At 68.3% G+C, this 12,758-nt stretch carries 11 protein-coding genes; 4 read left to right on the top strand and 7 right to left on the bottom strand.

The annotated features are described in order from the left end of the window. The first annotated feature begins 446 nt into the window (after positions 1-446). Positions 447-818 (top strand): hypothetical protein, encoded by a 372-nt coding sequence (locus ACN20X_RS15040; RefSeq protein ID WP_338496514.1) that lies wholly within the window; start codon positions 447-449, stop codon positions 816-818. Between the two features lie 46 nt (positions 819-864). On the opposite strand, the gene ACN20X_RS15035 is transcribed toward ACN20X_RS15040, so the two are convergent. The 3 genes from ACN20X_RS15035 to fepB are packed head-to-tail and all read right to left on the bottom strand — an operon-like array spanning position 865 to position 3,986. Then, positions 865-1,905 (bottom strand): FecCD family ABC transporter permease, encoded by a 1,041-nt coding sequence (locus ACN20X_RS15035; RefSeq protein ID WP_126311907.1) that lies wholly within the window; start codon positions 1,903-1,905, stop codon positions 865-867. Next, complete coding sequence (locus ACN20X_RS15030; RefSeq protein ID WP_473209535.1) at positions 1,902-2,990, bottom strand: FecCD family ABC transporter permease; 1,089 nt, start codon at positions 2,988-2,990, stop codon at positions 1,902-1,904. The genes ACN20X_RS15035 and ACN20X_RS15030 overlap by 4 nt, the downstream gene beginning before the upstream one ends. 3 nt (positions 2,991-2,993) lie before the next feature. After that, a complete protein-coding gene (gene fepB, locus ACN20X_RS15025) occupies positions 2,994-3,986 on the bottom strand; it encodes a Fe2+-enterobactin ABC transporter substrate-binding protein (RefSeq protein ID WP_473209534.1) in 993 nt (330 codons plus the stop codon). Between the two features lie 119 nt (positions 3,987-4,105). Between fepB and ACN20X_RS15020 the strand changes: the two genes are divergently transcribed. Continuing rightward, complete coding sequence (locus ACN20X_RS15020) at positions 4,106-4,921, top strand: ABC transporter ATP-binding protein (protein WP_473209533.1); 816 nt, start codon at positions 4,106-4,108, stop codon at positions 4,919-4,921. A gap of 30 nt (positions 4,922-4,951) precedes the next feature. Here ACN20X_RS15020 and ACN20X_RS15015 read toward each other — a convergent pair whose 3' ends face one another. Continuing rightward, positions 4,952-5,743 carry an IclR family transcriptional regulator gene (locus tag ACN20X_RS15015; protein ID WP_096916011.1) on the bottom strand — a complete coding sequence of 264 codons (792 nt, stop codon included), beginning with the start codon at positions 5,741-5,743 and terminating at the stop codon, positions 4,952-4,954. A 358-nt stretch (positions 5,744-6,101) separates the two neighbouring features. Here ACN20X_RS15015 and ACN20X_RS15010 point away from each other — a divergent pair, with 358 nt between their 5' ends. Both ACN20X_RS15010 and ACN20X_RS15005 read left to right on the top strand, forming a co-directional pair. Further along, on the top strand, positions 6,102-8,051 hold the full coding sequence (locus ACN20X_RS15010; RefSeq protein WP_473209532.1) for a TonB-dependent receptor: 1,950 nt from the start codon (positions 6,102-6,104) through the stop codon (positions 8,049-8,051). Positions 8,052-8,070: 19 nt separating this feature from the next. After that, positions 8,071-9,381 carry an NtaA/DmoA family FMN-dependent monooxygenase gene (locus tag ACN20X_RS15005; protein ID WP_473209531.1) on the top strand — a complete coding sequence of 437 codons (1,311 nt, stop codon included), beginning with the start codon at positions 8,071-8,073 and terminating at the stop codon, positions 9,379-9,381. 27 nt (positions 9,382-9,408) lie between these two features. Here ACN20X_RS15005 and ACN20X_RS15000 read toward each other — a convergent pair whose 3' ends face one another. Genes ACN20X_RS15000 through ACN20X_RS14990 form a run of 3 tightly spaced genes read right to left on the bottom strand, consistent with a single transcriptional unit; the run spans position 9,409 to position 12,677 of the window. After that, a complete protein-coding gene (locus ACN20X_RS15000; RefSeq protein ID WP_209669408.1) occupies positions 9,409-10,104 on the bottom strand; it encodes a response regulator in 696 nt (231 codons plus the stop codon). Next, positions 10,101-11,732: an ATP-binding protein gene (locus tag ACN20X_RS14995; protein WP_473209530.1), complete on the bottom strand. Its 1,632-nt coding sequence runs from the start codon at positions 11,730-11,732 to the stop codon at positions 10,101-10,103. Before ACN20X_RS14995 ends, ACN20X_RS15000 begins: the two co-directional genes overlap by 4 nt. Before the next feature lie 12 nt (positions 11,733-11,744). Beyond that, entirely contained in the window at positions 11,745-12,677 is a 933-nt protein-coding gene (locus ACN20X_RS14990) for a dioxygenase family protein (protein WP_034347923.1), read from the bottom strand. Positions 12,678-12,758 lie beyond the last annotated feature (81 nt).

The raw sequence follows: 12,758 nt of genomic DNA, 5'->3' as shown, positions 1-12,758 counted from the left end.
ACCACAAACAGGAAGAATTTAATTAAATAACTTATTTTCTTTAATCAAATTTATTGAATTTTCAAAAATATTACACAAAATAACAACGTTCAATAAAATATATAAATATTCTCTCCACAATGACTGAATTTTTATCGCATATTCTTGAGCGACAACTGCGCCGCCTTATTATCCGTATCCGAATATAAGAACGCCATCGGAACCTTGCGCACGGTCAGGAGGTCCGGTCTGTGTTTCCCCAGCTCATAGCGATTGACCCGTGGCCAACCACAAACTGGTAGGCACCTGCCTCAAGTCCATCCGGCAGCCCCCATCTTCTTGAACACCCTGTCAATCAGCTACGCAACTCGTAGTATCTGCGTCACGAAAAACCGGCAAGCATCATCCCTTTTTGAAGGAGATGCAATGTCAGATGCCAATGGAATGCTTCGTGGAGAGTCGAACCCATGAAGCACATCCCCCCATCCCCTCCCCCCGAAAACACCCACGCCCAGAAGCTCGCAACAGCGCTGCACGAAATGGACCGCTTCGTGCAGCAAGGCTGTGCCGAGGTTTCCGCCCTGGCCCAGCTGGCGCTGGCCTGGCTGGAGATCCCCGAAGGCCATCAGCGGCTGGACGTGGTGGCGCAGGCGCTGGTGACCATTCGCAACAGCGCTGAATCGCTGGCGGAGTTCGCGGGCAGTGAAGCCCGGGTGATGAACTGCGAGTATGAGGACCAGGCAGAGGTGCGCCGCAGCGAGGCGGCCAAGGTGGCTGCCGAAGAGGCCGGGCATGTGTACACCGTGGCGGGGCCTGCGGTGGCGCGCGGCGGCAGGTAGTCCCGGAGGCAACGGGTCTGCGCGCCGCTGCACCCTGCATGGCCGTCTACCCCTTGCGTGTGCGAAACAGCAGCCACAGCAGATACACCCCGCCCAGCAGCCCTGTCACCAGCCCGATGGGCAGATGCAGGCGCACGGGCGCCCACTGGCTGAGCATGTCGGCCGCCAGCAGCAGAACGGCGCCCATGGCTGCCGCCGTGAACAGGGGCACGTCGGGCGACAGGCCCAGGCGCCTGGCCACCTGGGGCGCGGCCAGCGCGATGAAGGCGATGGGCCCAGCCGCTGCGGTGGCGATGGCGGTCAGGGCCACGGCAGCCATCACCATGGTGAGCCGCGTGCGCGGCACGTTGACGCCGAGCTGGGTGGCGGCATCGTCGCCCAGCTCCAGCAGGTTGATGCGGCGGGCGCACCACAGCACGACGGGCACGATGGCGATGAAGCCCAGCGCGGCGGGCACGACATGCGCCCAGGTCCGCGCGCTGAGCGAGCCGGCCAGCCAGCGCTGCGCGGCGACGGCCCGGTCCAGGTCCCCCATGACCAGCAAGATGGTGTTCAGGCCCGAGAGCGTGGCCCCCACGCCTATGCCCACCAGCACCAGCCGGTAGCCGCCGGCAGCACGCCGGCCTCCGGACAGCGCAAGCACGACCGCCGCCGTGGCCATGCCCGACAGCACGGCGGCCAGCGATGTCCACAGCGGCCCGGCGTCACCGAGCACGATGAGCGCAATCGCCCCGCTGGCCGCGCCGGTGGTGAAGCCGATCACGTCAGGCGAGCCCAGCGCGTTGCGGGAGATGGACTGGAAGATGGCGCCCGCCATGCCAAGCGACGCGCCAACGAAGACGGCCGTGAGGACACGCGGCAGCCGCACCCGCTGCACGATGCGCTCAGCTGCGGGGTTGGAGCCCGTGCCCAGCAGGCTGTCGAGCACTTCGGCGGAGCTGAGGGACAGGGTTCCCGTGCCCAGCAGCAGCACCCCCAGCACCAGGGCCAGCACGACCAGCGCCATGCCCACGGCCAGCGGCCTGGGCCGCCAGAGAAACGAACAGGCTCCCCAGCGCACAACCGATGTGTTCACGGAGGTCTTCATAGCCTGCTCAACCGGTATCTGCACGCCACCCAGACAAAGAACGGCCCGCCGATCAGGCAGGCGACGATGCCCGCAGCCACTTCGGCAGGCGCCGCGACGACGCGGCCCAGCACATCGGCACCCAGCAGCAGCACCGCCGCGTAGAGCGCGGACAGCGGCAGTATCCAGCGGTAGTCCGGCCCGCACGAGAGGCGTGCAAGATGCGGCGCCACCAGGCCGACGAAGGCGATGGGCCCCACGGCCGCCGTGGCCGCCCCGGCCAGCAGCATGACCGCAAGGCAGGCCAGTTGCGCGGTGGCGCGCACATTGACACCCAGCGCCAAGCCCACGTCATGCCCCAGCGCCATGGCGTTGAGCTGGCCGACGATGGCCCAGGCCGCCGCCAGCCCCGCCGCCACGGCGGCCGCCAGCACGGCGGCGCTGGCATAGCCGCTGCCCTCCAGCGAGCCGGCCGCCCAGTGGCGGAAGCCGTCGAAGACTTCCGGGGGCGCGTTGAGCAGGATGATGCCGGCGCTGGAGGTGAGCATGACCGACAGGCCGGCCCCGGCCAGGACCAGGCGCACCGGGTGCGCGCCCGCGCCCCGGGATTGGCCGAACGCGAAGACGGCGGCGCCCGCCAGCCCCGCGCCGGCAAAGGCGCACCAGACGTACTGGAGCACGGACGTCAGGCCGAAGGCCGTCATGCCGATGAGCACGGCCAGCGCCGCACCCGCGTTGACGCCCAGCAGGCCCGGCTCCGCCAGGGGATTGCGGGTGACGGCCTGCATGAGCGCACCAGCCACACCCAGCGCCATGCCGGCCAGGATGGCCACCACGGTGCGGGGCATGCGCAGCAGGCTGACGATCAGGTGCTGGTCATCACGCAGGTCCGGAGCCCGCAGCGCGCCGAGGATGTCGGCCAGTGCTATGTCGCGCGAGCCGACGGTGATGCCGAGCACGGCGATGATGGCCAGCGCCAGCAGCCCGCCTGCAAGGCCCAGCCAACGCCTGCAGTGCAGGGAGGACCGCGGCGAGGACCGCGAGGAGGAGCGCAAACAGGAGCGCTGGGCAGGCCGCGCCACCGCGCCTTGGAGCCGTGCACGCATGGCTCAGCGGAAATGGCTTGCCACGGCGTCGACCATCTGCTGCCCCGAGTAGTAGTCGATGCGAAACGAGGTCGGGCCCAGCGGATAGACGCGCCGGCCGGCAACGGCGGGCAGGTTGGCCAGCAGCGGATCGTCCAGGAAGGCCTGCACATCGCCCTGCGAGGCGCCGAGCAGGAAGACGGAGTCGCCGGTGATGGCGGCCGAGAGATTCTCGCGGGAGATGAATTCGAAGTCCGAGGCGCGTGTGACCTGGGCGGCCAGCGCGGGCGGCAGGCCCTCCACCTTGAAGCCCAGTGCGGCCAGCAGCCGCGCATGGGGGCTGGCGGCGCGTCCTATGGAGTAGCTGCCGGCCAGGTTGTAGGCGACGATGCTGACGGGCCGGACCGGGGGCGTGATGGAGGCGGCGGTCTGCGCCACATGGGCATCGAAGCGGGCAATGGCTGCGGCGGCCTGCTTGGCATGGCCCGTGATGCGGCCCAGCTCGGTGGCGATGTCCTGCCAGGACTGGCTGGAGTAGTCGACCACGACCATGGGCACGCCCTGCGCCTGCAGTTCGGTGCGGTGCTGGGCCACGCTGTCGGCCCCGGTGGCGGAGGCCACCAGCAGGTCGGGGCTGGCGCCGATGGCGGCCTCGATGTCGAATTGCAGGTTGCGGTAGAGCACCTGCACGCCGCGCTTGTCGGCAACGGCGGCCCATTGCGAGAAAAAGCCCTTGTCGTCGGTCATGCGGCTGGGCGTGGTCGCGGCGGTCGCAACGACCGGCGCATCGATGGCCAGCAGGATGCCGGTCACGCTGGGCGAGGTGGAGACGATGCGCCGGGGCAGCGGTGCATGGTCTGCGTGTGCTGCAGCCGGCGTACCCGATGCATCCGACGCATGCGATGTATGCGGTGCGGCGCCCGTCACGGGAACGGCGGCGCGTGGAAACCATGCGAAACAGGCCAGCACGGCCAGTGCGGCGGCCGCGCCCAGGGCGGCAAGTTGGAGTCTGTTCATCTCGATCCGAAGCGACGGGGCCGGGCGCCAGGGCGGCGTCTTCAGCGTATTCCGTATTGTAGAATTCATTCCACATTGCAAACACCGAAGGACCTATCGATTGTGGGAAATGACCGGCCATGACGCAGCGCCTGAGTGCTGATGCGGTGACGCTGCGCTACGGCGAGCGCACGATTTCGCAGGGCCTGTCCCTTGCCATTCCCGATGGCTCCTTCACCGTCATCGTGGGGCCGAATGCCTGCGGCAAGTCAACCCTGCTGCGCGCGCTGTCGCGGCTGCTGGTGCCGGCTGCCGGGCAGGTCATCCTGGATGGCCGGCACATCTCGCAATTTCCCGCCAAGGAAGTGGCACGGCGCCTGGGCCTGCTGCCGCAAAGCGCGGTGGCGCCCGAGGGCATCACGGTGGCGGACCTGGTGGCGCGGGGGCGCTACCCCCATCAATCCTTCCTGAGGCAGTGGACGGACGCGGATGAGCAGGCCGTGGCCGAGGCCATGCAGGCCACCGATGTGGCAGCGCTGTCCGACCGACTGCTGGACGAGCTGTCAGGCGGCCAGCGCCAGCGGGTGTGGATTGCGATGGTGCTGGCGCAGCAGACGCCGATCCTGTTGCTGGACGAGCCCACGACGTTCCTGGACATCGCCCACCAGATCGAGCTGATGGAGCTGCTGGCGGATCTCAACGACGCCGGCCGCACGGTGGTTGCGGTGCTGCACGACCTCAACCAGGCCTGCCGCTATGCCTCGCACCTGATCGCCATGCGCGACGGGCGCATTGCCGCGCAAGGCGCGCCCGGGGAGATCTTCACGGAGCAGTTGGTGCAGGAGGTGTTCGGCCTGCCGGCCGTGATCATGGCAGACCCCGTGTCGGGGACGCCCCTGGTGGTGCCCAGGGGGCGCAGGGCCGTGAATGCCATGGAGCGCGCCGCAGGGAACTGAGGCGCCCGGCCATTCTTCCCGGCTCGGCTTTCAAGGCGAATCTGCGCTGAAGGCCCGCCCGCCCGTGGACTGGTTGATCAGGCTGGCCTCGCGGAACAGCGCGACCCGGTCTTCCGGCGACTTGAGCTGGCCCAGGTCCGAGACGGTGGTGACCGCGCAGACGATTTCATGCTGCGCATCGAACACCGGCGCCGCCTGGCCCGTGACGTTGGACAGCAGGTGGCTGGTCATCTCGGACCAGCAGCGCTCGCGCACTTCGTCGAGCACGGCCTTGGCTGGCGGCTTGCCACGGAAATGGGCGGGCTGCTGGCGCCGTGCAGCGTCGATGGTGGCCTTGGGCAGGAAGGCCTGGAACACCAGGCCGCAGGCGGTGTTGTCTATGGGCAGGATGTCGCCCAGCGCCAGCGGGTTGATCGAGAAGTAGGCGCTGCGGTACCAGCGCACCAGGGTCGGCCCGCGGTCAGTCCAGATGGCCACGCCGCCGCTGAGCGCATGGCTGTGCGTCAGCGCCTTCATGCGCTGCGCCGCAATCTCCACCGCATCCACACGCTTGAGCGCGCCAATGCCGATGCTCAGCGCCGCGCTGCCCAGGTCGTACAGGCCGCTGGCCGGGTCCTGCTTGGCCAGGCCTTCCTTGACGAGGCTTTGCAGGTAGCGGTGGGCCGTGGAGCCCCCCGTTCCCGTTCGCCGGGCCACCTCGCCCAGCGCCAGCTCGCTTTCGGCATTGGCCAGGACCATGAGAAACCGGGTGGCGATGGAGACGGACTGGATGGTGCCGGAGCGCTTCTCGCCGGCTGTCGTCTGAGGTGTTGTTGTTTTCAAGGGCTGGGCTTTCTTGCCTGTACCAGGCGCATCGCAGGTGGGGGCGCAGGCGCCGCCGGTGTCGATGATACCGGCTCTGCCGAAGGCTCTGCACGGGTGCGCGCACACCATTTCGCCGCTGTTTTTCTCTTCCGCATGTGGGAATGCATTCCCTACTGCGGAATTTCAATGCATGATGGCGACCTTTGAAAAATACGAATCATTCTCATCAAAGGAAGATGCTGTGAAGCTGTGTTTCCATCGCAGGCTCCCGTCCCGGGCGGGCGCCATCGCACTCTCTACCCTGATGGCGCCGGCCGGCGCCTTCGCTCAGGGCGCGTCGGGTTCCGGGGGGGAATCCAACGCGCTTGAAGCGGTCGTGGTCAGCGGAGAAAAGGTCAGGCGCGAGCTCAAGGACACGGCCTCCTCCGTGTCGGTCAAGGCCGGCAAGGACCTGGCCCGGCAGGAGTCCGGCAATGCCTCGGTCCACGAGGTGCTGCACGATGTGCCCAACGTGGTCTACACCGACACGGTGGGCGCGCCCATCATCCGCGGGCAGGACACGCAGGGCCCCAACAACGGCCAGAACGTCTTCTGGGGCGGCACGGTGCCGCGCGCCACCATCAACCTGGACGGGCACTACCTCAACTACAACGAGATGTTCTTCGGCGCGACCTCGGTCTGGGATGTGGAGAGCATCGAGGTGTTCCGCGGCCCGCAGACCACCTCGCAGGGTGCCAATGCCATCGCGGGCGCCATCGTCGTGAACACCAAGGACCCCAGCTTCAAGCGCGAAGGGGCCTACCAGCTGGAGGCGGGCGACTACCAATCGCGGCGTGCGTCCATCGCCGTCTCCGGCCCCGTGGGCGAGGAGCTGGCCGCGCGACTGGCCGTGGACTACTCGGGGCGCGATACCTTCATCGACTACACCAATCCGCAGTTCCAGCGGGGCCAGGCCGATCAGGATTTCCGCGCGCTGAACGCACGCATGAAGTTCCTGTGGCTGCCCAGCAGCGTTCCCGGCCTGGAGGCCAAGTTCACCTATTCCCACAACGACAGCAACCGCCCCAGCCAGGAGGCAGCGTCCGCTCCGTTCAGCGCGCTGGAGCACTGGACGACGACCATGCCCAGCTGGAAGCAGAAGACCGACACCGGCATCCTCGACCTCAGCTACGAGCTGGGCAACGGCGTGCGGCTGGTCAACCAGTCCCAGTATTCGCGCTCGTCCGTGCAGCGCTATACCGGCATTCCCGGCGAGGGCGATGCCGATATCCGCCAGAACAATGTCTCCAATGAGTTCCGCGCCCTGGTGGGCAGCGACAAGGACCGCCTGAGCGGCTTCGGCGGCGTCTACTACGCGCGCACCGGCACGGACGAAAGCCTGCTGCTGCGCGGCCTGTCCGCCTTCGACGACACGAAGAAGAACCTGGGCGTCTTCGGCGAGCTGAACTGGCGCCTGGCCGACCGCTGGACCCTGACCAGCGGCCTGCGCTACCAGCAGGACGAGGTGGTGCGCACCGGCACTTCGGTGCTGGCACCCACCGCCCTCGACTACACGAAAACCTTCTCGGCCCTGCTGCCCAAGCTGTCCCTGGCCTATGCCGCCACACCGCGCTGGACCGTGGGCGCGCTGGTCAGCCGGGGCTACAACCCGGGCGGTGTGTCGCTGAACCTCACCAGCCGGCAATGGGCGTACTTCAAGAAGGAGTCGATCTGGAACTACGAGCTGTTCAGCCGCGTCAGCCTGCTCGATGACCGGCTGATGCTCAACACCAACCTGTTCTACATGGACATGCGGGATGCGCAGTACAACATCCCCGTGGTCATCTCCCCGGGCGTGGCCCAGTCCTACACCATCAACGCGGAGAAGGCCCATGCCTACGGCTTCGAGCTGGGCGCCGACTACCGCGCGCTGGACAACCTGCGGATCAAGGCCGGCGTGGGCGTGCTGCGCACCCGCATCGAGGAGATGGGCAGCAACCCCGGCTACGAGCACAACCGCTTCGCCCGCTCGCCCGGCTACAACCTGAGCCTGGGCGTGAGCTGGGACGCCAGCCCCCGGTTCAATGTCTCCGGCCAGGTGCGCCACCTGGACGGCTACTACTCCGATACCGCCAACACGCGCGCCTATGCGGTCGGCTCCAACACCATCGCCGACCTGCGCATGACCTATGCCTACAGCGCGCGCGTGCAGCTGTACGGCTACATCAAGAACGTGTTCGACAGGCGCGCACCGACGTACCTGCAGCAAAACCGCGGCATCGGCGGCATCGAGGCCAGCATGACCGCGCCGCGCATGATCGGCGTGGGCGTGCGCGGAACGTTCTGAGATGGGAATGACAGCAGACATGACACCCCGCAAACCCCTGCACATCGGCCTTTCGCTGGCCCCCACCTGGCTGAGCGGCGACGCCTGGCGGCGGCCCGGCAGCCATATCGAAGGGCTGTACTCCAGCGACTTCGCCCTGGACCTGGCCCGGCGCGCCGAGGCTGCGCACCTGGACTTCGTCTTCCGCCCGGACGTGAGCTTTCTGCCCATGGAAGCGCTGGAGACGGGCGCGGGCTTCGCCAGCCTGGACCCCACGGTGCTGATGGCCGCGCTGGCGCGCGAGACCTCGCGCATCGGCCTGGTGTCCACGGTATCGACCACGTTTTTTCCGCCCTATGCGGTGGCGCGCCAGCTGCAGTCGCTGCACTGGATCAGCAACGGCCGCGCCGGATGGAACATCGTCACGGCCCTGCAGGGCCACGAGAACTTCGGGCTGCAGGCCATGCCCGATGCCGATGAACGCTATGCGCGGGCCGCAGAATTCACCGACGTGGTGCGCCGGCTGTGGGCCAGCTTCCCCAACGAGGCCTTGAAGATCGACCGGCACAGCGGCCGCTACGCCGATGCCTCGCTGGTCCACCCCATAGACCACGAGGGACCGCACCTGAAGGTGCGCGGCCCGCTGAACCTGCCGGAGTTCGGCGGCCCGCGCATTCCGCTGGTGCAGGCGGGCGCGTCCAGCACCGGGCGCGACTTTGCCGCATCGGTGGCAGACATTGTCTTCGCGCCCACGCCGGACCTGGACGCGGCGCTGGAGCTGCGCCGGGACCTGTCTCGGCGCGCCCAGCGCCATGGCCGCCAAGCGCAGGATGTGCGCCTGCTGCCCGGCCTGAGCCTGTACCTGGCCGACACCCGCGAGCAGGCCCGGGAGATGTTCCAGCAGACGCACGGCCGGGTGGACAGGGGCCGCAAGCTGGCATCGATCAAGGCCATGGTCGGCCTGGACCTGACGGACTGGCCCGCAGACCGGCCGATCACCGCAGCCGACCTTCCGCCGCCCGTGGCAACCCCGTCCAGCCGCACGCATGCGGGCCTGCTCAGGCGCCTGATGGAGCGCGAGTCATTACGCATTGACGAGCTGCTGCAGCGGCCGGAAATCCTCTCCGCCGCGCACTGGCAGGTGGTCGGCACGGTGGACGATGCCGTGGCGCAGATCACCGAGTGGAGCGCTGCCGGCGCCATCGACGGCTTTCTGGCCGCGCCCGGCGGCTCCGTCGAGTCCCTGCATTGCGTGCTGGAGCAGCTGGTGCCGCGCCTGGTGGAGGCCGGCCTGTTCCGCTCCCGCTACACGGGCACCACGTTCATGGAGCACCTCGACGAGTCGAGGTAGGGGCTGCGCCCTGCCCTCGCCTGGCCTTCACTGCACCCGCGTGTCGGACCCGCCATCGGGCTCGAACGCAAAGCCCACGCCGTACACGGAGCGAATCCACTCATGGCGGTCGTCCGCCGCCTTGAGTTTCTTGCGCAGGTTCTTGATGTGGCTGTCGATGGCGCGTTCGTTCACGTCCAGCGTGTCGGCGCAGGCCAGCTCCAGCAGCTGCGCGCGGGAGTACAGGCGGCCGGGCTGGCGCATCAGGGCCTGCAGCAAGGTCAGCTCGCGCTTGGTCAGCGGCAGCACGCTGCCGTTGAGCATGGCGCGGCCCTGCTCGGGCAGCAGCGTCAGGCGTTGCTGCGCGGGGCCGGGGCCGGCACTGCGGCGCAGCACGGCCTTGACGCGGGCCACGACTTCGCGCGGGGCGAAGGGTTTGCAGATGTAGTCGTCGGCACCGAGCTCCAGGCCAAGCAGGCGGTCCATTTCCTCGACACGCGCGGTGAGCAGGATGACGGGGCTGGCGCTGTGGGGGCGGAACTGGCGCAGGATGTCCAGGCCGTCCAGCCCCGGCAGCATGATGTCCAGCACGGTGAGGTCGGGCGGGGAGCGCAGCATGCGGTCCAGCGCCTCGCGCCCGTGGCGGATGTGCTCGACTTCGTAGCCTGCATGGCGCAGGTAGTCGATGACGATGGCGGCCATGTCGGTTTCGTCTTCGACCAGGAGGATGCGGGCAGGCTTCATGGCGCGGGATTTTCCAGCAAGGGCAGCCACAGCGTGATGCGCAGGCCGCCCAGCGGCGAGGCGGCCGCCTCAATGCTGCCGCCATGGGCCTGCACGATGGTGCGGCAGATGGCCAGCCCCAGGCCGGAGCCGCCCAGGCCGTCGCCGTCGCGCACGCGGGAGGCGTCCACGCGATAGAGGCGGTCGAACAGGCGCGGCAGGTGCTGGCTGGCCACGCCGGGAGCCGTGTCGTCCCAGCGCAGCTGCAGCATGCTGCGGTCCTGCATCTGGACGATTTCGGCAGACACCTGCAGCCGCCCGCCCGCAGCCGTGTAGCGAAGGCTGTTTTCCAGCAGGTTGGCAAACACCTGGTGCAGCCGGTGCGGATCGCCCTGCACCAGCGGCGGCGGAATGCGCGCGGCCAGCTGGTCCACGGTGGAGCGGTCCAGGCCGATGCCGACCTGCTCGAAGCCGGGCCGCGCGCCGTCCAGCGCCTCGCCCAGCAGGGTCAGCACATGCACGGGAACATGGCCCGAGCCGTGCAGGGCCTGCGGGTCGTCCAGGCTCACGCGCAGGTCGCTGACCAGCCGTATCAGCCGCATGATCTGCCGGTGCAGGCGCAGCGCCATGCGGTCGTCCATGGGCAGCACGCCGTCCTGCACGGCCTCGACCTCGGCGCGCATGGTGGACAGGGGCGTGCGCAGCTCATGCGCCACGTCGGCCAGCCAGCGCTGGCGCGAGGCCTCCATGGTGGCCAGCTGCACGGCCATGTCGTTGAAGGTTTCCGCAAGGCGGGCCAGCTCCGCATCGCCCTTGATGGCCACGCGCGTGTCCAGCCGCCCGGCCGCAATGCCGCGCAGGCCGTCGACGAAGGCGGTCAGCGGCTCCAGCCAGCGCCGCGTGAGCCAGGCCGACAGCAGCAGCGCCAGCAGCAGGCCGGCCAGCCCGGTCCAGGCCACAAAACCCATCTGCTGCGCGAGGAAAGCGCGGTCCAGGTCGCGCTGCATGCCCTGCCCGGTCTGCACGGGGGACAGCACGATCTCGCCAATGGCCTGCCCGTTGACGGCGCGCAGAACGCGGTGCGCCGCGCCTGGCTGCGGCGCCATGCCGGAGATGAGTTGGCCCTGGGCATCCAGCAGGCCCACGCGCGCCCACGGGCCGCCGAAGGGGCGGTCCGGCGGCGGGCCTGGGCGGTCTGTACGGTCGGAGCGATCTGAGCGATCGGCAGGCTCTCCGCCTTCCGGCCCAGGTGGCGGTGGAAACTCCGGACCTGGCCCCGGACCGTGGCTTCCCTCAAAACCAGGCCTCGGCTCCGGCATGGGCATGGACATGTGCATGGGGGGCCGTGGCCCGGGCTCACCCGCAGGAAAGCCCCGGCCCATGCCTGCGCCCGGGCGCACCATGTCGCGCCAGAAACCGGGGTTGGCGCGCGCCGCATCCCAGCCGCCGTTTTGCTCATGGTGCTGGACCAGCCGCTCGGCCAGCCCGTCCATGCCGGTCAGCTCCACCTCGGCCATGTACGGGCCCAGGCCCCGTTGCAGGCCCAGGCGCGAGAAGCCGAGAAACACCAGCAGCAGGGCCACCAGCAGCACGGCCAGGGCGAAGAAGGCCTTGTGCTGCAGCTTCAGTCGCGGGAGGCGGAGGCTCATTCAGTTGCTGCGTCAGACGGCAATGCCGATGGATATCGTGGCGGTGTGGCCATTGGTGGTGTCTCCGGTGAAGGTGGGCGTCTGCCAGGCGATCTGCTCGCTGGTGTTGTCGCCGAAGACATTGTCCGATGTCACGCTGACCCGCGACAGGTTGGAGACGCTGGCGCTGTAGCCGCTGACACCGGCATAGACGGCGCTGGCCACGTCCTTGGGCATGGCCATCTGCGAGGTCAGCAGCTTGTTGGTGTAGCTGCCGGCCGTGTTGAGGCTGCGGAACACCTCGAAGTGCATGTGCGGCCAACGCCCGTCATAGCAGCCCGGGAAGATGGTCACAAAGGTGCATTCGCCATTGCTGTCCGTCGCCTGTACGCCGCGCAGGAAGTTCTGGTTGAGCAGGTCGGTGGAGTACAGCGAATACTCGCCCTCGCGGGTGCAGTGCCACAGGTAGATGGCATAGCCTTCCAGCGGGCTGCAGTTGGTGCTGACGTTGACCAGGGTGATCCTGAGCGTCAGCGGCAGGCCTGCAGCCGTGCCGCTCATGCCGCCAAAGCTGCTGCGCAGGTCGCTGCGCACCACGCCGCTTTGCGACAGCACGTTGATCAGGCTGCCGCGCGAGCCGTTGGAGCCGTCGGCGGGATAAGGGCCCTCGGTTTCCGTGGGATCGACCATGCAGGTGCCGGTCGTGGTTCCAGTCCCCGTGCCCGTACCTGTGCCCGTACCCGTGTCGGTGCCCGTTCCTGCCCCGGTTCCGGTGCCCGTGCCAGTTCCTGTCGAATCACTGGAATCACCACCGCCGCCACAGGCGGACAGAAGCGCCGCGGCGCCGCCAGAGGCCATCAGGCCCAGCATGCGGCGCCGGTCGAACAGGCGGCGCGCCATGACTTGCAGATCGTGCTGAAGGCCCAGGTCGTGAGCAAGATCATGGGCATCGTGAGAATGGTTCATGGGGATGGCTTTTCATGAGGGCCTGTGCGCAGGCCCGTGGGGTTGCAGACAGCCCGGCGGCGTGGCCCGCCGGGCCACGCG

The sequence above is a fragment of the Delftia sp. PX-1 genome (assembly GCF_055797465.1).
Note: the sequence above shows the minus strand (reverse complement) of the source record. Positions and strands in the feature narration are given on the sequence as shown.